20 protein-coding genes are annotated in these 21,605 nt (G+C 27.6%); 5 read left to right on the top strand and 15 right to left on the bottom strand.

Annotation, left to right across the window (positions count from 1 at the left end; genetic code table 11):
* Window positions 1-189: 189 nt before the first annotated feature.
* From hydG to HF520_RS01905, 6 genes are all read right to left on the bottom strand, one after another.
* Window positions 190-1,641 carry a [FeFe] hydrogenase H-cluster radical SAM maturase HydG gene (hydG, locus tag HF520_RS01930; protein ID WP_330586292.1) on the bottom strand — a complete coding sequence of 484 codons (1,452 nt, stop codon included), beginning with the start codon at window positions 1,639-1,641 and terminating at the stop codon, window positions 190-192.
* Between the two features lie 119 nt (window positions 1,642-1,760).
* A complete protein-coding gene (locus HF520_RS01925; protein WP_168572425.1) occupies window positions 1,761-2,012 on the bottom strand; it encodes a TM1266 family iron-only hydrogenase system putative regulator in 252 nt (83 codons plus the stop codon).
* 230 nt (window positions 2,013-2,242) lie between these two features.
* The gene (locus HF520_RS01920; protein WP_168572424.1) at window positions 2,243-3,676 is read right to left on the bottom strand and encodes a HAMP domain-containing sensor histidine kinase; all 1,434 of its coding nucleotides are present in this window, start codon (window positions 3,674-3,676) and stop codon (window positions 2,243-2,245) included.
* Window positions 3,676-4,365, bottom strand: a complete 690-nt coding sequence (locus HF520_RS01915; RefSeq protein WP_243155176.1) for a response regulator transcription factor — start codon at window positions 4,363-4,365, stop codon at window positions 3,676-3,678. The genes HF520_RS01920 and HF520_RS01915 overlap by 1 nt, the downstream gene beginning before the upstream one ends.
* Before the next feature lie 144 nt (window positions 4,366-4,509).
* Window positions 4,510-4,812 carry an energy-coupling factor ABC transporter substrate-binding protein gene (locus tag HF520_RS01910; protein WP_168572422.1) on the bottom strand — a complete coding sequence of 101 codons (303 nt, stop codon included), beginning with the start codon at window positions 4,810-4,812 and terminating at the stop codon, window positions 4,510-4,512.
* Window positions 4,796-5,530: an energy-coupling factor ABC transporter permease gene (locus tag HF520_RS01905; RefSeq protein ID WP_168572421.1), complete on the bottom strand. Its 735-nt coding sequence runs from the start codon at window positions 5,528-5,530 to the stop codon at window positions 4,796-4,798. Before HF520_RS01905 ends, HF520_RS01910 begins: the two co-directional genes overlap by 17 nt.
* A gap of 201 nt (window positions 5,531-5,731) precedes the next feature.
* Between HF520_RS01905 and HF520_RS01900 the strand changes: the two genes are divergently transcribed.
* Window positions 5,732-6,157 carry a putative ABC transporter permease gene (locus HF520_RS01900; RefSeq protein ID WP_330586291.1) on the top strand — a complete coding sequence of 142 codons (426 nt, stop codon included), beginning with the start codon at window positions 5,732-5,734 and terminating at the stop codon, window positions 6,155-6,157.
* Between the two features lie 187 nt (window positions 6,158-6,344).
* Window positions 6,345-8,642 carry a glycoside hydrolase family 2 protein gene (locus HF520_RS01895; protein WP_168572420.1) on the top strand — a complete coding sequence of 766 codons (2,298 nt, stop codon included), beginning with the start codon at window positions 6,345-6,347 and terminating at the stop codon, window positions 8,640-8,642.
* Between the two features lie 246 nt (window positions 8,643-8,888).
* Here the strand turns inward: HF520_RS01895 and HF520_RS01890 are convergent, their stop codons facing one another.
* From HF520_RS01890 to HF520_RS01875, 4 genes are all read right to left on the bottom strand, one after another.
* A complete protein-coding gene (locus HF520_RS01890; RefSeq protein WP_168572333.1) occupies window positions 8,889-10,130 on the bottom strand; it encodes an IS256 family transposase in 1,242 nt (413 codons plus the stop codon).
* Window positions 10,131-10,282: 152 nt separating this feature from the next.
* Window positions 10,283-10,996: an acyl-[acyl-carrier-protein] thioesterase gene (locus HF520_RS01885; protein ID WP_168572419.1), complete on the bottom strand. Its 714-nt coding sequence runs from the start codon at window positions 10,994-10,996 to the stop codon at window positions 10,283-10,285.
* A gap of 366 nt (window positions 10,997-11,362) precedes the next feature.
* Window positions 11,363-12,781 (bottom strand): MFS transporter, encoded by a 1,419-nt coding sequence (locus HF520_RS01880; RefSeq protein ID WP_168572418.1) that lies wholly within the window; start codon window positions 12,779-12,781, stop codon window positions 11,363-11,365.
* A gap of 346 nt (window positions 12,782-13,127) precedes the next feature.
* Entirely contained in the window at window positions 13,128-14,303 is a 1,176-nt protein-coding gene (locus HF520_RS01875; protein WP_168572417.1) for a helix-turn-helix domain-containing protein, read from the bottom strand.
* A gap of 180 nt (window positions 14,304-14,483) precedes the next feature.
* Between HF520_RS01875 and HF520_RS01870 the strand changes: the two genes are divergently transcribed.
* Window positions 14,484-15,245 carry a threonine/serine ThrE exporter family protein gene (locus HF520_RS01870; protein WP_168572416.1) on the top strand — a complete coding sequence of 254 codons (762 nt, stop codon included), beginning with the start codon at window positions 14,484-14,486 and terminating at the stop codon, window positions 15,243-15,245.
* Between the two features lies 1 nt (window position 15,246).
* A complete protein-coding gene (locus tag HF520_RS01865) occupies window positions 15,247-15,687 on the top strand; it encodes a threonine/serine exporter family protein (protein WP_168572415.1) in 441 nt (146 codons plus the stop codon).
* 46 nt (window positions 15,688-15,733) lie between these two features.
* On the opposite strand, the gene HF520_RS01860 is transcribed toward HF520_RS01865, so the two are convergent.
* The gene (locus tag HF520_RS01860) at window positions 15,734-16,216 is read right to left on the bottom strand and encodes a deoxycytidylate deaminase (protein WP_168572414.1); all 483 of its coding nucleotides are present in this window, start codon (window positions 16,214-16,216) and stop codon (window positions 15,734-15,736) included.
* Window positions 16,217-16,496: 280 nt separating this feature from the next.
* Between HF520_RS01860 and HF520_RS01855 the strand changes: the two genes are divergently transcribed.
* Window positions 16,497-17,687 (top strand): dicarboxylate/amino acid:cation symporter, encoded by a 1,191-nt coding sequence (locus HF520_RS01855; RefSeq protein ID WP_168572413.1) that lies wholly within the window; start codon window positions 16,497-16,499, stop codon window positions 17,685-17,687.
* A 54-nt stretch (window positions 17,688-17,741) separates the two neighbouring features.
* On the opposite strand, the gene HF520_RS01850 is transcribed toward HF520_RS01855, so the two are convergent.
* The 4 genes from HF520_RS01850 to dut form a co-directional block, all read right to left on the bottom strand.
* Window positions 17,742-18,902: a class I SAM-dependent methyltransferase gene (locus HF520_RS01850; protein WP_168572412.1), complete on the bottom strand. Its 1,161-nt coding sequence runs from the start codon at window positions 18,900-18,902 to the stop codon at window positions 17,742-17,744.
* A gap of 106 nt (window positions 18,903-19,008) precedes the next feature.
* A complete protein-coding gene (locus HF520_RS01845; RefSeq protein ID WP_168572411.1) occupies window positions 19,009-19,914 on the bottom strand; it encodes a DMT family transporter in 906 nt (301 codons plus the stop codon).
* A gap of 187 nt (window positions 19,915-20,101) precedes the next feature.
* Window positions 20,102-20,941 (bottom strand): HAD family hydrolase, encoded by an 840-nt coding sequence (locus HF520_RS01840; RefSeq protein WP_168572410.1) that lies wholly within the window; start codon window positions 20,939-20,941, stop codon window positions 20,102-20,104.
* Between the two features lie 204 nt (window positions 20,942-21,145).
* Entirely contained in the window at window positions 21,146-21,601 is a 456-nt protein-coding gene (gene dut, locus HF520_RS01835; protein WP_168572409.1) for a dUTP diphosphatase, read from the bottom strand.
* Window positions 21,602-21,605: the final 4 nt, after the last annotated feature.

The following is a 21,605-nucleotide window of genomic DNA, read 5'->3' as shown; positions in this document are numbered from 1 at the left end:
AATAGTTAACCAGTACAAATATTATTTTAGTTAACTATTATTCATATGTCAATTAAAAATTATTTATAAACTTATTTATTTCCATATATATAATTAATAAATAGCATACGAACAAAATATATATTGCTATACTAAATAAAAAAGCTGTATCCATATTAATATAGATACAGCTTTTTTATTTAGTTCAATTTAAAATCTGAAATCGCGCTTGCCTTCTTGTAACTCATCTAAATGTTCTAGTACTATTTTTTTAACCTTTTCATTAGGTATCTTTTCTACTTCTTTATTTATTAATAATTCTCCTTTAAACTTTGTATCTGCAGATGCATAATCTTCTAAGTATTCTTTTAAAGTCATAAGTGCATTAGGTTGACAGCAGTTTGCTATTTGACCAGATTTTACAAGTTTCATAAATCTATCTCCTGTTCTACCTTCACGATAACATGCTGTACAAAAACTTGGAATATATCCCATTTCAAGTAACCAATTAACAACTTCATCTAATGTTCTATTATCATCAATATCAAATTGCGAAGTATTTTCCTTTTCTTTTTTTCCTTCTAATCTATCTGCGTAACCTCCAACACTAGTGCAAGATGCACCACTTATTTGAGATACACCTAGGTGTAATACTTTTTCTCTAGTTTCTTGAGATTCTCTTGTTGATACTATCATACCTGTATATGGAACTGCAATTCGAAGCACAGCTACTATTTTTTGAAATACATCATCAGGCACACCATCTGGAAAATCATCTGGATTTATATCATCTGCTGGACGTATTCTAGGAACACTTATAGTATGAGGACCTACTCCAAACTTAGCTTCTAAATGTTCTGCATGCATAAGAAGCCCTACAAAATCATATTTATATGTATTTAATCCATATAGTACTCCCAATCCAACATCATCTATTCCACCTTCCATTGCTCTATCCATAGCTTCAGTGTGATAAGCATAATCACTCTTAGGTCCTGTTGGATGTAGCCTCTCATAAGACTCTTTATTATATGTTTCTTGAAATAATATATAGGTACCTATACCAGCATCTTTTAGTTTTCTATAATTTTCAACTGTTGTCGCTGCTATATTAACATTAACTCTACGTATAGCACCATTTTTATGTTTTATACTATAGATAGTATCTATACATTCTAATATATATTCTATTGGATTATTTTTTGGATCCTCTCCAGCTTCTAATGCTAATCTTTTATGACCTAAATCTTGAAGTGCTATAACTTCTTTTCTAATTTCTTCTTGTGTAAGCTTTTTTCTTGCTATAGTTTTATTTTTTAAATGATATGGGCAATACACACATCCATTTACACAATAATTAGAAAGATATAAAGGCGCAAACATTACTATTCTATTTCCATAAAATCTCTGTTTTATATCTTCAGCTAAAGTAAACATCCTGTGAATTAACTCTTCATCTTCACATAATAAAAGCACCGCTGCTTCCCTATGAGTTAATCCATTACATTGGTTAGCTTTATCTAAAATACCTTCTATCAAATCTTTATTATTCTTATTTGACTCTGCATATTCAAGAGTATCTAAAATCTCTTCATGATTTATAAACTCTGTAGCCACGCTTGATTTTACATTATACACACTTTTTGTTATTACATCACACATTTTCAATACCCCTTTTAATATATTTTTTCCAACCTATAAAATCCGATAAATGCACTGGTTCTCATATGTTTGTAATATTGACTTCATACAAAAAGTGATGGTTTAAGATAAAGTAGGATTTATTTACTTACTTTAGAATAATTTATTTTAACATTAATGCCTTTAATCATACCTAATTTTCCTGATAATGAGTTTATAATATCATTAGTTGCATCTATTATTATGCTTATTATTGATATACCTTTTTCCCTATATGGAATTCCCATTCTACCAACAATATATTGCTCATAGTTATGTATAATCTCATTAAGTCTTGGTATTGCATCTTTTTCTTCTACAATTATTCCAACTAATGCAATTCTAGTATCCATTTGCAAATCCTCCTCACAAAAAAATCCCCTAGCCAATATAGGCCTGGGGATATAGTTATTCTGTCTTATACCATCGCCTTCTCACTTGGGACTAACCCTCGTGTTATTCAGTACGATTAACATTTAGAATCTTCTCTCTTGGGATTATTGCCCTTAAGGTTAGATATACTTTGATGGTAGCACAATGAATATGTATTATCAATTAAATTTTAAGTAAATATATTCTATATTTAGTTATAATGTATAGTGAAATTAAATATAGATTGATATTTATCACTAGACTCATAATATATGCTTTCATCTAAATTTTTCATTATTTCCCAGGCAATCGACAATCCAATACCTGTTCCTTCTGATGAATGTGACTTATCCGCTTTATAAAACCTATCAAATATAAATGGGATATCTTCTTCTTCTACTCCAACTCCTGTATCACATACACTTACTTTTATATATTCTTCTTTCCTTACAACTTTTAAAGTTACACTTCCATTATCAGCTGTATATTTAAATGCATTATCTAGTAAAATAACAAGAACTTGAGCAATTCTATTTATATTAGTATAAACCTCTGGTAAATCATTAAAATCAATTTCTATTATAAGATCTATATCTAAATCTTCAGATATAATTTTAAATTCATCAATAACCTGCAATAAAGTTTCATCTAATTTGGCTTTAGATTTTTCTAGAGACTCTTTACCTGATTGTAATCTTGATAGCTCTAGCATATCCTTTATCAAAGACTCAAGTCTAATAGATTCCCTTAAGATCATACTATAATATTTGTCTTTATCTACCTTATCTACTAAACTTCCATCCTTTAGTATTTCAGCCATTGCTCTTATAGATGTTACAGGTGTCTTTAATTCATGTGTTACATTTGCTACGTAATCTCGTCTGGTTTGCTCTAATAATTTAGATTGGCTTTCACTAGACTCTAACCTAATAGCTAAATCATTAAGGGCTTTGGACAGTTGTCCTATTTCATTTCCATCATCTTCTTCACATCTTATAGAGAAATCACCTTCAGACATGGTTATTACCATATCTGTCATATTTTTTATTTTAGCAAATATTTTTTTTGCTATAAAATAAAATGGTATAATTATTGATATTAATATAAATATCATACTAATAGCTAAAACTACATTTAGACCAATAATTACTGAGTTATACTCTTGCGCTAATTTTAAGACAAAAATTGCTCCAATTATGGTATTATTACTATCTCTATAAGGCAGGCCTACAATAATTATATCGCCTTTTATATCACTTAGTTTTATAACTCCACTTATGGTATTACCATTTAATACAGATACTTTATATGGATCTAATGCTGTATCAATTTTATCGATAGTAATATTTTGGTAATCTAGTTGCTTTGTAAAGTTGCTTTTACTAATTATTATTTTCCCTGAATTGTTGTATCCTTGAAGAATAGAATTATAAATCGGATACCTACTTATCGTTTCTTCTATGCTTTGATTATTATCTTGTAAATGTTTTATTATTAATTCAGTACTTTCTTTAACTTCTCCAAGTTTTATTTTAAAAAAATACTGACTAATAGTAAAACTACAAAATAAAATTATCATAAGTATAACTAATGCACTTACTATACTTACTTTTTTAGTAAACTTTTTTAATTTATTTATTTCCATTATATTGCCTCAAGTTTATATCCAACACCATAAACTGATTTAATTTCCCAACTTAAATTATCTTGTTGCAACTTTTTTCTCAATCTCTTTATCTGTGTATCAACTACCCTTGTATCACCAAAATAATCATATCCCCATACCTCAGATAATATATGTTCTCTATTAAATATACTTCCTGGACTAGAGGCTAACAGATAAAGTATTTTCATTTCTTTAGGAGTTATCTTTATATGCTCTCCATTTATAATCACATCATGAGTATCTAAATTAATTTCTAATTCTTTGTATTTAATATGGCACTTTTCTTTATTGGTATTTGACGTAGTTCTTCTAAGAACAGTTTTTATTCTTGCAACTACTTCACGTGGTGAAAAAGGCTTAGCTATATAATCATCTGCTCCGATTTCTAATCCTAAAATCTTATCTATAGTTTCATCCTTGGCACTAAGCATGATTATAGGAACATTGCTAACTTTTCTAATTTCTTTACATACCTCTTCTCCAAACATTTTTGGCATCATCAAGTCTAATAATATTAAGTCCGGTTTATATTTATTATATTTTTGTATAGCTTCAAAACCATCATAAGCTGATATATAATCAATTCCATTTAGTTTTAGATATTCACCAACAGTTTCATGAACAGATTGTTGATCATCACAAATTAAGACTAAAAGTGAACTTTCCAATCTCATCCCTCCAAACTTAAGTAATTAGTCATTTATTTTTCACTTTTATATTATCATAGTTTTCTTTTTTTATAAATAATTACAAAATAAAAGGGCATCTCTTCAAGTAAAATAAAATATTTATCTCAAAGTTGCCCAATATATTTATTTATTTCTTTTCTTACTTCCTAAGTAATAACCTATTAAACCTGCTCCTAATGCTGCTTGCGTAGAAAATAATAAACTTTCTATTTCTCCACTAGGAGGTTCATAAAAACTTGTAAACCATGGTTCATAATCTGGTGCTATCTCAGTTATAGCCTCTTTCGCTTGACCATCTGCACCACCATATTCTGCTGATGAGTTAAATACTAAAGGCAATACGATTAATGCGACTGCTAAAAGCAATAATATCCAATTAAATTTGTTGCTTTTTTTTGCATTTTTACTCTTAACATTTGTATCCATACTCAGTTACCTCCTCACCCTCATTTTGAACAATTAGGTTATATAATATTGTAGTTAATATACCTTCTGCTATTGCTATTGGTATTTGAGTAAAGAAGAATACACCTAAAAACTTTGCCGCTGATGCCACGATTCCTCCTGCTGGGTCAGGAAATGCTATTGCTAGTTGTAATGAGGTTACTGTATATGTAAGTAAGTCTCCCAATGCTGCTGCTATAAACACTGCCCAACTTTTATTTATCTTATTTTTTAATACTCTAAATGTAAAGAATGATACTATCGGTCCAACTACAGCCATTGAAAATGCATTTGCTCCTAAAGTAGTTAATCCTCCATGAGCTAAAAGTATAGCTTGGAATAAAAGAACAATAACCCCAAGTACTGCCATAACACTAGGTCCAAATAATATTGCACCTAATCCTACACCTGTTGGATGAGAACAACTTCCTGTAACTGATGGTATTTTTAGAGCCGATAAAACAAATACAAATGCTCCACATAAAGCTAATAATAGCTTCTTCTTTGGTTGTTCACTTACTATCTTATTAATAGATTTTAAACCAATAATAAAGAATGGTATAAATAAAACAGACCATATGATTGACCATTTTGGAGGCAAGAAGCCTTCCATTATATGCATAGCACTTGAGTTAATCGGATTCATGATTATAAATAGTGCTGCTGCAATTAATCCTAATTTTAAATTTAATTTCTTCATCCCCTACTCCCTTCTATATTTATATAAATTTTAAATAATTACCTTTACAATTTTATTATATCTATTCAAAGTGAATAAATTGTGTCATTAAGGTGTCATAATCTAGTCAAAATAAGTACATTTTTTATCTTTTATAGTATACAAACTCTGTCTATTTGTAAAACTACTTTATATAAAATATATTTACAGGTGGTGCTTGCTTTGATTGATATAAAAAATATATTTAAATACATAGTTTTATTTTTTATAGGAGGCTTAATTTATTACTTTTTAGAAATATTTTATCGTGGATATTCTCATTTTTCTATGATAATAGTTGGAGGTATCTGCTTTTTATTTGTAGGTTCCATCAATCATATATTTAAATGTAATTTGCCTTTAATCTTTCAAATGCTAATATCAGCAATCGGTATTACATCAATTGAGTTCATTTCTGGATTAATCATTAATGTTTGGTTAAATTTAAATGTATGGGATTATTCTAATCAATCATTTAATTTGCTAGGTCAAGTATGCTTAAATTACTCTATAATTTGGTTTTTTTTATCATTAATTGCAATATATTTAAATCACTTTATACGTTGGAAATTTTTTGGTGAGGATTTCCCAAATTATAAGTATATTTAGTAAACAATATGTACCTTATTAGAAACTTTTTTCAATTTCTTTTTAAGGTACATTTTATTTTTGTGTCTATTAAAGAATAATATGTCAAGAAACTAAAATAATACACCAAAGTCTATTTTATTCCACTAAAAAAGCGTTTTGAAATGTTATAATATTATCAATAACATCATATGAGGGGAGTAAGTCAATGAGAAAAATACTAAATATAAACGATAATTGGAATTTTATTAAAGAAGATATATCTGATGCATTCACAAAAGAGTTTAATACTTCTAATTGGGAATCTATAAATATTCCTCATACTTGGAATGCTATAGATGGTGCTGCTGGAAATGAATTCTTTAGAGGAGCTTGCTGGTACAGAAAAAATCTTGCTATCGATAAACTTTATGAAGGTAAAAAAATATACATAGAGTTTGGTGCTATTAACAGTATCTCTAATGTTTATGTAAATGGTGTTCACTTAGGAGAACATAAAGGTGGATATTCTATAATTAGATATGATATAACTGATTTAGTTAATTTTGGTGGAGAAAATACTATAGCTGTAAAAGCTGATAACAGTCATGTTGAAGATATTTATCCACTAATGGCTGACTTTACATTCTACGGTGGAATATATAGAGATGTAAATTTAGTAATAGCTGAAGATGTTCACTTTGATTTAATGAACAAAGGATCTCAAGGTGTATTTATATCTCAAGATGAAGTTACTGATGAATATGCAAATATAAGTGTAAAAGCTAACGTTGTTAATGAAAATGAAGAAAAACAAGCTGTAAGAGTTGTTGCAAATGTAATAGATGCAGACGGAAATGTTGTTAAATATAATGCAAAAGATGTTATTGTAGAAGGAACTACAGAAGTTATACTACCTATAACAGTTGAAAATCCAACTCTTTGGAATAGTGTAGAAAACCCTTATCTTTACAATGTTCAAGTAACTGTTGAAAGACACAATGACATGTTAGATGAGTTAAATATAGCAACTGGTTTAAGATACTTCCACTTCGATCCAAAAGAAGGATTCTTCTTAAACGGAAAACACTTAAAATTAAAAGGTGTATCTCGTCACCAAGATAAAAAAGATTTAGGATGGGCTTTATCTAAAGAAGATCATGAACTTGATATGCAATTAATAAAAGAAGTTGGAGCTAACTCTATACGTCTTGCACACTATCAACATGATCAATACTTCTATGATTTATGTGATAGAGAAGGTATGGTAATATGGGCTGAAATACCATTTATATCTAGAGCATCTGAAACAGATTTTACTGGACAAAATGCGAAAGATCAAATGGTTGAATTAATTCGTCAAAATTACAACCACTCTTCTATAGTAATGTGGGGAGTTCAAAATGAGATCCAAATCGGTGGAGATTTACCATACGTTAGAAAAATAGTAAAAGACTTAAATGAAATAGCTCATAGCGAAGATAAGACTCGTTTAACTACTCAGGCACAAGTAATGATGGTTCCTGACAATGATGAATATCACACTTATACTGATATAGTAGCTTACAATAAATACTATGGTTGGTATAATGGAAAAACTGAAGACTTCGCAGATTGGTTAGATGCATTCCATGAAGTTAATCCAGACAAGTGTCTAGGAGTTTCTGAGTACGGTGCTGAAGGTATAATGACTTATCATACTGATGAACCAAAAGTAAAAGACTATACAGAAGAATATCACGCTTTATATCATGAAATGTTAATAAAATACTTCAATGAAAGACCTTTTGTATGGGGTACATATGTATGGAACTTCTTCGACTTCGGTTCTGCTATAAGAGATGAAGGTGGAGTTAAAGGTAGAAATAATAAAGGTCTAATGACATTTGATCGTAAAATAAAGAAAGATGCATTCTATGCTTATAAAGCAGCATGGTCTAAAGATCCTTTTGTTCATATAAATAGTAAAAGATTCTTAGAAAGAGCAACTGAAACTATAAATGTTAAAGTTTACTCTAACTGCGATGAAGTAACATTATTTGTTAACGGAGAAAAATTAAATACTCTTTCTGGAGAGTATACATTTGTATTTGAAAATGTTAAATTAGTAAATGGACAAAATAATATAAGAGTTATAGCTACTAAAGATGGTAAAGAGTTCACTGATTATGCTTTATTCAATAAAGTTGATGAACCAAATCCAGTATACGAGTGCCCAGATAAGACTGGTGGACCTGCTGCTAACTGGTTTGATGAAAGCTTAGTTAACTTATTAGATGGTGTTGAAATAACTGAATTAAATATAACTGATGATGTTTACTCTACTAATTGCCCACTAAGTGAATTATTAAAAAATGAAGAAACTAAGTCAGTTTTAGATAAGTATTTAGGTAAATTACTTGAAAGTCCAATGTTAAATATGGTTAAAGGTTCTTCTATACGTGAATTAAATGGTATGATGGACGGTCTATTTGATGAAAGACTTATCTTCTTATTAGATAAAGATCTATGTCAAATAAAAAAATAGAATAGTTTAATAAAAAATGGATATAACATTTGTTATATCCATTTTTATAATTATTTAATATTATTTAATGAGAATGTCTATAGATTTGTGTAAATAAGATTTTTTATAATTTATATTACTGGAAATTTCAAATTCCAGTAATATTTTTTTATTTTTGAGAAATACTAATACTGGAATTCTTTACACAATTATTATGTGTTTAATTTAGTTATTTATACACTAAATTTTCCATAATTTTAAAAAAATTTATATTGTGTAAGAGTTAGGTATCCTTTCTCCAAACATAATTGTAAGCTGTCCTAAAGTAGACGCCCAATTTTGGTTTGGAGAGGTCCATTTCTCCATAATTTTCATGGTAGATAAATATAGTGATTTTCTTAGTGACTCATCTGTTGGAAATACAGTTCTTACCTTAGTATATTTTCTTAACTGTCTATTAAATCCCTCAAGAGCATTTGTAGTATAAATAATTCTTCTAATTTCATGTGGATATTCAAAATACGTATTCAGATTACTCCAGTTATTGTACCATGAATCTATTACAACAGAATATTTTGAATACCATTTCTCCTTAAGAATATCTAAATTTTTAAGTGCTGTTTCTTCGTTAAATGCCCTATAAACACTTTTTAAATCTTTCATAAACTCTCTCTGATCTTTTGATGCTATATATTTAAGAGAGTTTCTAATTTGATGAACTATACAAGTTTGAATACTTACATCTGGATATACAGTTTTAATTGCTTCAGGTAGACCTTTTAAACCATCCATACATGCAATTAAAATATCATCTACGCCTCTATTTTTCAAATCATTACAAACTGATAGCCAAAATTTTGCGCCTTCTGATTCACCAATCCAAATACCTAATATATCTTTTTTTCCTTTCATATCTAAAGCCATACATATATATGCTGCCTTTGAAACTATTTTATTATCATCTCTTACTTTAAAATGCATAGCATCCATATATACGATTGGGTATATTTCATCAAGTTCTCTGCTTTGCCATTCGGCGGCAGCCTCTACAACCTTATCTGTTATCTTAGATATCATTGCAGGAGACACATCAATGCCATATAGTTCTTCCATTTCAGATTGGATATCTCTTACACTCATACCACAGGCATAAAGACCTATTATTTTTTTATCTAGTTCATTACATACAGTTTCATACTTTTTAACAACCTTCGGTTCAAATTGTGCTTTTCTATCTCTTGGTATATCTAGGCCAACTTCACCAAAACTACTTTCAATAGTCTTAGAACTATATCCATTCCTATAGTTTGGATTAGCTTCATTACTTCTTTCATGCCTTTCTCTTCCCAGATGTTCTTCCATTTCTGCTTCTAGCAATTGTTGGATAATATCTTTGAACAGCTTTTGCATTAATCCATTTTTACCAACTACATCTTCCATGGTTTTACATTTTCTTACTTCAGCTTGGTAGTCTAAATCTGGAATAATTATTTCTCTTTGATCTTTCATTTCTTTACCTCCAAAAGTTTAATATGAATATTATTCCAAACTTACCAATTTTACATTCAAAAAAGACTGTAGGTAAGTTTGTATTTACACAAAACTACCTACAGTCCCTATTTAATCCATACTTACTATAGTTAAATTATATATAATATATGTTAATACAATTCTATTACTGCATTTATCTTATCTTTAGTTTTTGCTGAAATAATATATTTATCATTATGCTCTGAATAGTAACATTCAATCTTTTCTCCGTATACTATTTCTTTTTTATATGTAATTCTCACATTATCAAAGATTTTATTTTTATAAACATCATCTGGTAAAATTTCATATGCCATATCCAAATAGCCTAAGTTATGCATATGTTCATTCATATCAATATCTCTTCTTTGAACATAGTATTCCTTTTTGAATAGATAGTCTTCACATTTTACATCTTCCATCTCCTCAGGAAATACATTTTTATCAATTTCTGACTCATATAAATCCGTAATATCTGCTGTAAGTCTTATTGGTCTTCTCCTATCTATATCAATAAAAATCCATCTTGATGTCCCAATTACAATTATATTTCCTTCTTTATCTTTGAGTTGAAAATCACGATAGGCGTATAGTTTTTCTATTTTTCTTGACCATGTTTCTGCTTTTATCTCATCATTATATTTAGGTCTTTTTATAACCTTCATCTTCCAGTCTAAAAGTATCCATGTTCTTTTTTTAGTTTCTATCTCAAAAACTCCATACCCTACAGATGCACTGTGAAGCCCTGCTACATCTTCCATTATTGCAAGAAGTGCTTTATTAGATGCTTCATTATTCATTCCTATATCTTCTATACCTATTTTATAGTTACTGCTGTATATCATAAATCTTCACCTTTCTATTTAATTTGTAAGAATGTCTAAATTCTTTTATCATATCTAAATCAATATTTAGTTATTTATTTTATGTATCGATTGTATTTAGAAATAAGTATGATAAATCATTTATAACACATCTGAAAATTGTATGCAAAAACTTATTTATAAACAAAACCATCATAATAATCAGAGTATTAATATTACAATAAAATAAAAACTAACTTACTATTTTATTATAAAGCTACTTAAAATAATAAAAAGATTAAAATCTTTTACTATATAAAATACCCCATTGCTAGAGTAAAATTCTAACAATGAGGTATAATATGTTTTATTCAAATTTGTTAAATAATTATTTTTTAATCTATATTTTTATTTAGAACTACGCATTGCTTCTAATTTAAGATTATTTTCATTAACTACTTTTTTACTTAAAGGATAAGCAAACATTAGTATTAATCCAACAACTATATAGCAAGCACCTGGGAATAAAGTTGCTAATGCATAAATTCCATCTGTTGTAGCAGTTGACTGAGTTGCTGCCATTGAGTTATATCCTATAAATCCTAAGGCAAATCCTCCAAGTCCTCCAGCTAAAGCTTGTCCTATTTTTCTAGAGAAAGAGTAAACTCCATATATTGTTCCATCATCTCTTTTTCCAGTAAGTATTTCATTATAATCTATTATATCAGTTATTTTAGCCCATATAAGCATATTAAACGTATTCATGAAAAGTGATGATATAGTATATATTCCTACATATATCCATGGATTTGTTATTTTAGCTATATAACAACCTATATATATTGCTCCTGTAATAAGCATAGATATCATAGATACTTCTTTTTTACCAAATCTATCTGCTACTTTTACTAAAACTGCTGCAAGGAATAGGTTTACCGGTAAACCAATCATACTTAAAGTAGATAATGCATTTACATTTTTAAAGTAGTCAGCAAATAAATAAGCGTTTATAGTTTGTGTCATTAATGAACTAAGAAGTAATACTATTGCTGCTCCTATTATTGCTAATAAAGCTTTATTTTTTGCTATTATTCCAAGATTCTTTGCAATAGAAACCTTTTCCTTGTTGTCATCACTTTCGAATTTAACACGTTCTGTAGTAAGTTTAAAACATAACATATAACATATAAATGCACATATTGAGAATACTCCAGCAATCATAGTAAACTTTTCTGGATTTACTAGTTGATTTCCATTAGCATCTGCATAATATATAATTTGAGGTGTTAAACTTCCTATAATAACACTAGCAAAACTTGCACCTAAACTTCTCCAAGTTGAAAGAGATGCTCTCTCTTTTGGATCATTAGTAATAGCTGATGCCATTGAACCATAAGGTATATTTATTGCTGTATAAAAAACAGATCCCCATAATATATAAGTTGTAAACATTACTATTACCTTAATAGTTAAAGAAGCGTCTGCTAAGCTATATTGATACATTAAGAAACTCATAAGAGCTACTGGCCCTGCTATTCTTTTTATCCAAGGTCTAAATTTACCATCTTTTGTAGGATTTGCTTTATCTGCTATAACCCCCATTGTTATATCTGAAAAAGCATCTACACATCTTGATACTAAAAACAACACACCAACTAAAGATGTACTAACACCCCATACTTTCGTATAGAATATCATTAAGAACATACTTGCAAAAATAAATGTGAAATCATTCCCTAAATCGCCAAGTAGATAACCTACTTTGTCTCTTAGACCAAAAGGTCTTTCATTTTTTACTTCTAAATTTCTTGCTGCATTTAAATTCATATCTGTCCTCCCATAAAATAAAATTTCAATTTAATTAATTATTATAACTTGCATGTTATTTTAGTAACAATATTATTTTAGCATACTTGTATACTTTTGCAACTATATATATTTTTTTTTATATTAAAATTTTTTTTATAGTATTTTTCAATTAATTTTTATAGCATTTTTCAGCTAATATAGCACAAGTATTACAATCTTTCTATGTTTTTTCCTTTTTATAACAATAAATTCTTCATAGACACTATATATGTCATCAATTTTCAATAACATTTTCTATATATAAAAAATATTTAAGAGCCTTTATAGATTTATATTATCTACAAAGGCTCTTAAATAAGATCTATTAATTATATTTTCTATAATCACTTGGTGATTGATTGTATATTTTTTTAAATGTTTTTGAAAAATATTTCTTATCATTATATCCCACATAATAGGCTATATCTTCTACTTTAAATTCTGTGTTTTTTAACATTATCTTAGCTTCCTTTACTCTAACTTCATTAATATATTCAGATACTGTTTTCCTAGTCTCTTCCTTAAATTTTTTAGCTAGGTATGTTGGATGTACAAATAATTCTTTTGCAATACTAGATAATCTTATTTCATACTTAAAATTCAATTTAATGTAATTAATAGCATTTGATACTAATTTTGAGTAACCTTTAGCTATATCATCATTTACTAAATTACAATATTCAGATATCATTTCTTTAAATATACCTGATAATAAATCTATATTATTTTCCCTTTCTATTTTTTTTGCAAAATGCTCCGATATACTATCTAAAAAATATGGTTCTATATTATTTTCTTGAACAGCTTTTCTTAAAAGAGTATTCATAGTTATTGCAAAGTTCTTAATATTTCTTATAGGGTTATCTGGAAATCTATTAATATCAGTTAAATTTTTATGTCCTGTCACCTTAAATGCATTTTCTTTATCTCCTGAACTTACATAGTGTAAAAGCTCATTTTCTATTTTATATCTCTCTCTAATATTTACAATACTCATATTAAAATCTTTTATATGATAAAATTCGGCATCTTTATCTTTTTTTTCCTCATGGACAAATATTACGCTAGTATCTTTTATTCCACTATCCATCATAGAATTAATAATGTTTTCTATGGACTTTTCTTGTAATATTTTTATTATAGGTATTACTTTATCTAGCTGTTTACCTTCTTCTAACGTTATATTTAACTGTAGTGGATAGTTAAGATATGGACCTAAAATAATATTTCCTTCATATACATCCTTATCATATACGCTAAACACCATATACTTTAATTTTTTTTTACTCTCATAGTAACAAATTGTATCTCTATTCTTTAATAAATTTTTATCATTTAATTCATTAATCATCTTTATTTCATCATCTTTTATTTCATTTGATAGTTCTAATTCATTTAATCTTACTATACTATTATCATTGTATTTTATTATAAAATTTAATGAAAATATACTGCTTATTGTATCATATATATAACCTATATTTTCCTGTAATAATTTCACTTGCTCCACCTAATAATTCATTATTTTTATTTGTATTAAAATATAGTTTAACATATAACTATTCGATTAATAAAGTTTTAAACCATTGTTAAATAGTTATGTTTTTTTACATATAAACTTATTTATCACTAACTTAATACGTGTTATAATACCAATATTATTATTAGAAAGGGGATCATGATGGATATAAATAGAATATTAAACTTTACATCTACTGCAGGTAAAATCATGCTTCAAAGCGGAGGTGAAACCTATAGGGTTGAAGAAACAATTACAAGAATGTGTCAGGCCTTTTCAATTGATGATATTGATGTTTTTGCCTCACCTACTGCTGTAATGGTGTCTATAATAGTAGATGGAGAAATTTATTCTGTAGTTAAAAGAATTAGTTCGCGCAGTACAGACTTAAATAAAGTTCATAACATAAACTCTTTATCAAGAACAATTTATAAAGATAAACCTAGTATTGAGTTTTGTGAAAAAGAATTAGAGAAATTGTGCGTAGATGACTTTTATTCATCTAATATTACGCTGCTTTCTGCAGGTATTGCAACTTCAACATTTTCAGTATTATTTGGTGGAGGTACTTCTGATTTCATTTGTGCATTTATTATAGGTATTCTTACAAGAGCCTTATCTATAGTTTTAAATAAGTCATCTTTAAATGAATTCTTTATAAATAGTATTTGTGGTGCACTAATTTCTATATACTCTATAGTTTTTTTAAATTTTGGATTTATTAATGAATTAGATAAAGTAGTCGCTGGTAGCATAATGCTTCTAGTTCCAGGTTTAGCTCTTACAAATTCAATTAGAGATATCCTTGAAGGTCAATTACTCTCTGGTATTTCTAAAGCTGCTGAAGCTTTATTCATAGGTATATCTAATGTAGTTGGAACTGGTACAATTCTTCATTTATATTTAAAATTAGGAGGAATGTAATATGTTCATAGAAATTATTATGTCCTTTTTTGCTGCTTTTAGTTTTGGCATACTATTTAATGTTAAAGGTAAATATTTATATGTTGCTGGATTTGGCGGTTCTTTAGGATGGTTTGTATATAAAGCTTGTCTTACTTCTGGTATTGGAGGTAGTTCTTCTCTATTTTTATCTGCTGTAGTATTTAGTATTTACTGCGAGATGTGCGCACGTATTTATATGACCCCTACTACGATTCTAAGTGTATGCTGCTTAATACCATTAGTTCCAGGATATGGTGTTTATAATACATTGTATGAATGTTTAAAGGGAAATTACATAAAAGCATTTGATATTGGTACTACTACATTGGGAAGTGCCGGAGCATTAGCATTGGGGGTAATCCTTGTATCTACTTTATTTAGAAATTTTAATCTACATAAGTTAATAAAGATAATAAAATAACTTATCAAATTCAAATAAAAACTCTCAATTAACTGAGAGTTTTTATTTATTTAAATTTTAATTCAATTTTATCTACTTCAGGAAATAATTGAGTTAATTTAACTCCTGCTTTTTCAAACATATATTTAGAAGCCTTTATAGAGTCAGTATCAGCATATTTATCTATTAAATAGTAAACTTCTTTTATTCCTGATTGTATAATATTTCTAGCACACTCATGGCATGGGAAAAGATTTACGTATATGCTACAACCTTCTAGAGATTTTCCTCTTGCATTTAAAATTGCATTTTGTTCTGCATGCACTACATAAGGATATTTTGTTTCTAAAAAATCTCCTTCTCTGCACCAAGGAAAATCATCATCACTACATCCATTTACAAAGCCGTTATATCCAATTGATACAATTCTATTATTATTATCAACTATACATGCTCCAACTTGAGTAGATGGGTCTTTACTCCTCATTCCCGAAAGTAATGCTATTCCCATAAAGTAATCATTCCAGGAAATATAATCTTCTCTCTTCATTTATATCCTCCCTAAATATTTGTAATTATATATAGTATAATAATTTTTGTCTTTATCGTCAAAATCTTTACATTTTATCTAAAATTATAAAAGATATTTTATATACTTCCCTTTATTTTATTTAAATATTGCTATTTAATTTATATATATTAAATATATTTTCTTTTTACTTGAGAATAGTTACATACTTTGTTAAACTCTTTATATAGCTAGTTTTTACATTATTTACATTCATCTAAGCTATTTTAATTTTTATACTATAAAATTAGGAGGCTTTAAAATGAAAAAAATATTTAATAGCTTAATATTTAAGCTAGTGCTAGCAGTTACTTTAGGACTTATAATTGGATTTTGCTCAAATGAATCTGTAATGAATGTAATAGTTACATTAAAGTACATTCTAGGTCAAATAATATTCTTTACAGTTCCTTTAATTATCATTGGTTTCATTGCACCATCTATAGCTAAACTAAAAAATAATGCATCTAAATTATTAGGTTATGCAGTTAGTCTTGCTTACATTTCATCTGTAGGTGCTGCAACTTTCTCTGCAATATTCGGATATATATTAATACCTAAATTATCAATCCAATCTACTACAGAATCTTTACGTCAATTACCTGAACTTATTTTTAAATTGGATATACCAGAGATTATGCCTGTTATGAGTGCATTATTTTTATCTGTCATAATCGGTCTTGCTGTAGCTTGGACTAATGCTGATTTATTTGAGAAATTATTAGATCAATTTCAAGGCATAGTTTTAAGTTTAGTTAATAGGATAATTATACCAATACTGCCATTATTCATAGCTACTACTTTTGCAACTTTAGCTTATGAAGGTTCTATAACTAATCATCTTCCTGTATTCCTAAAAGTCATAGTTATCGTCATTATAGGTCATTTTATCTGGCTTGCTCTTTTATATGCTATAGGAGGAGCTATGTCTGGTAAAAATCCAATAGAAGTTTTAAAACATTATGGCCCAGCTTACTTAACAGCTGTAGGAAGTATGTCTTCAGCTGCTACATTACCAGTTGCCTTAAGTTGTGCTAGAAAATCAAAAGTTTTAAGAAAAGATATATTAGACTTCTCTATTCCACTATGTGCAAATATACATCTTTGTGGTTCAGTTTTGACAGAAGTATTTTTCGTTATGTTAGTTTCTCAAATACTTTATGGTCAAATTCCAAGCGTATCTTCTATGGTTTTATTTATAATTTTACTTGGAGTCTTCGCAATAGGAGCCCCTGGAGTTCCTGGCGGTACAGTAATGGCATCTTTAGGACTTATAACAAGTGTTCTTGCATTTAATGAAACTGGTACTGCACTTATACTAACAATATTCGCTCTTCAAGATAGCTTCGGTACTGCTTGTAACGTTACAGGAGATGGTGCTTTAACTCTTATGCTTACAGGAATTGCTAATAAGAAAAATATAAACAATAATGAAATAAGTGAAAATATATAAATTAATATTCAAAAAAATAATAAACCACTTTATAAATATAAAGTGGTTTATTTATTATATTAAATTATCATCTTTTAGTAACTTATATAAAGTTGGGTCAAAATTAAATTGCTCTATTAAAGTATTTACTTCTTGCAGAGATTTTTCTTTTTTATCTTTACTTAAATTTCCTTTAGATGCTCTTATTAGAATATTTTTTGGTGAATGAGATATATCTATAAATTCTAATAACTGAGTTTTATATCCTACAGCTTCTAATAGGTTAGCCCTTGTTGCATCAGTCATAAGAGCTGCTATCCTTTCTTGAACTATTCCATATTTTGTTAGTATAGATAATGACTCTGCTTTCATTTGATGATTAAATTCATGTTGACAGCAAGGTACTGAAAATATCATTTTACTGTTCCATTTTATTGCATTGTATAGTGCATAATCAGTTGCTGTATCGCAAGCATGTAAAGTTATTACCATGTCTACCTTATTATTGTATTTAAACCCATTTATATCTCCAAGTTCAAAACTTAGGTTTTCGTACCCATATCTTTTTGCTATATCATTACACTTTTTTATTACATCTTTCTTTAGATCAAGACCTATCATTTTTACATTTATTTTTTTGATTTCTACAAAATAATAATAAAGTACAAAAGTTAAGTAGGATTTACCACAACCAAAATCAAGTATAGTAAGTTCTTTATAATCGTTCTTTCTTATTTCATCGTCTATTATTTCCACAAATCTATTTATTTGCTTATACTTGTCATACATTGACTTAACAACTTTACCTTCTTTTGTAAATACTCCTAGGTCTATAAGTGGTTGTATTATCATTCCTTCTTTTAAGATATAATTTTTTTCTTTATTATGACTTTTATTTAATAAATTTATATTATCACTTTTCTTTTTCCCTAAAAATACTTTTCCTTTTTTAGATATTTTCAAGTCAAAGTTATTGTTAGCTGACCAAGCTGCAAGTTGTTTATAATCTTGCATAAATTCTAAAAGTTTAACTTCTAAATCATTTTTATCTATATTTTCATGAAATACTTGCTTGTCTGTAAACTTTTCTATTTGATAATATTCTTTATTATTTTTTTCTTTTAAAGAAATATTTATTTTATTATATTCATTCTCTTTATTCATTTTATTGCTTATTACTATTCTTATTATCTCTTCATTTGATATTTCTTTTATTGATTTCTTTAAGTCTTCCATTATGACACCCTTATCATTTTTAATTTTGTATTAAATTATATATAAATATTATTACATATATTATATTAATTCAAACATTTTTATTTTAACATACTTTTAAATAAAATTATTTTTTGTCTTCAGAAATTATATTCTGACTATCTATCTTATCTAGTTTCTTATTATATAAAAATATATAATAAGAAGCTGAAAATACTATTATATATCCAATTACACTTAATATATCTGGATATTGGTTAAATAAAATTATACTTAATATTGCACTAAAAATTATATTACTATAATCAAATATAGATATTTCTTTTGCTGGGGCATATCTGTAAGCTAATGTAATACCAAATTGCCCTAAACTAGCAAATACTCCTGCTAATATCATATAAGTAAGTTGCTTAAAAGTCATAGGTTCATAAACATATATAAATATAGGAAATATACTTATTAAAGAAAACATTGAAAAGAAAAATACTATTGTATGTGCTTCTTCTTTATTTCCTATTGCCCTTAAACAAGTATATGCAGACGCTGCAAAAACTGCAGACATTAATCCTCCTACATATGGTATTATTTCTACGCTAAATGTAGGTTTTATAATAAATAGAGCACCTATGAAAGCTATTATTATGGATAAAGTTTGTTCTTTATTTATTTTTTCTTTTAAGAACATAGCACTAAATATTACTACTAAAAATGGACTAATTTTATTTAACATATTTGCATCTGATAATACTAATTTATCAATTGCATAGAAATTAAGAATCACTCCTAATGTACCGAATAATGATCTCATCAGTAATAATTTTCTATTTTCTTTTTTGCCAGTCATACTACCTTTATTTTTAATAATTAAATATAATGCTATAATTGCAGATACTAAATTTCTGAAAAATACTTTTTGAAAATTTGGTAAGTCGCCCGCTAGTTTCACAAAGGCTGACATAAGTGCAAATCCAAAAGCTGAAAATAGTATACAAACTATTCCTTTAATTCTATTTGATTTTAGTATATTACTCATATAATCCTCCTGTATATTTTATAAATTAATTATATTAATCATATACCCTATTATTTTAATCACTATCCTTTTAGTTTATAGATATTAATATTAATAGTCAATCAATAAGTAATTTTAAACAAAATAAGACAGGATTATAGAATCCTGTCTTGTATGTATATATTAATTTATATTACTAAAGTATTATCTACTTTAAAGTATCATTAAATTCTTTTATTAACATCTCTTGATATTCTTTAGTAAATTCACCTTTTATTAACTTAGGAACAGCTTCATTTAATAATCTATCCCAAGAAAATCCTTCTTTATTAACTAATATTGGATAGAAAAATACTCCGTTATTTTGTGCAGCTTGTAAATCTCCAGGCGCATCTCCAACCATTAATATTTTATTAGCATCGTAACCTTTCTTCTTAAGCTCAGCTATACAGTGTTGCTTAGTTCCAGCTTCTTGACCTAATAAAGCTTTAAGATATTTTACTAAATCATGTCTGTTCCACTCACTATCTAAAGCTTCTCCATTAGCAGAAGATACAACTGAAATATCAGCTAATTTAGATATTCCTTCTAAACCAACCTTAACACCTTCAAATGGTTCATCATCTTGAGGTAAATTCTCTATTGATTCATTAACTGCAAGTGACCATGCTAAAGCCATCTTTAAACCTTCACTATTAGTTTTTTCTATTTCTCTTTTTAAAGAATTATTTGATAATTCATTTGTAGTTTCAACCCAGTTTATTATACTTTCAAGGTCTTTTATTTCTATGCCTTCTTTGCTTATTATTTTAAAAGTTTCAGCAAGTCCTTTAAATCTATTTATTCCTCTAGTTCTTGTGTAAAGGTTTAAATCATACCAAAGGTTTAGTATATAATCTTCCTTTTCATATAATCCCCATGTTTTTATCATTTCTGGAGCAAAACATTTTCTATGTTTTATTTCCATAGTATCCATTGCACATCCATCAGAGTCAACACATACTAAAAAGTCTTTTGATTTTTCATATTGTTCAAATACTGTTTGCATAATTTCTCCTCCATATATATGACTTTATATCCATATAAAATTATATTCTTTATTGAGTAACTCCCTACTTGTATACTAACATACTTAGATTTTTTCATCAATCCCTTTATAATAAATATTTTGTATACAATTATGACATAGATTAATCTATGTCATAATTGTATATTTCAAATTATTAATTAAGTATAATTTCATATAAATTCTTTATAAAGTATTTCCAGTAGATCCAAATCCACCTTCTCCTCTAACTGTTTCATTAACCTCTTTTACTTCTGCAAAAGTACAGTGATATACTTTTCTTAGGACACCCTGAGCTATTTTAGTATGCTTTGGTATAGTTATCGATTGTTCTTCCTCATTTTTTATCATTATACCAACTTCGCCTCTATAATCCATATCTATTGTACCTTCGTATACTGTTATGTCTGCATTCTGTCCAGATGTAGTTGGAACTCCCTTCATAGTTATTCCTGATTTATTTTTTATTTGTATTCCCCATCCATTAGGTATTTCAAAAATTAGTCCAGTTTTAGCTATTGCTTTTTTTCTTCCTTCAATAGTTAACTCTTCGCATGTGAATAAATCAAATCCACTATCTGTTTTGTGAGCAAAAACTGGTATTACTGCATCTTCATTAGTCTTTTTTACGTTCATTATCATCTAT

The sequence above is a fragment of the Romboutsia sp. CE17 genome (genome assembly GCF_012317385.1).
Classification (GTDB): domain Bacteria; phylum Bacillota; class Clostridia; order Peptostreptococcales; family Peptostreptococcaceae; genus Romboutsia_E.
This window is presented reverse-complemented; position numbering and strand designations above follow the sequence as displayed.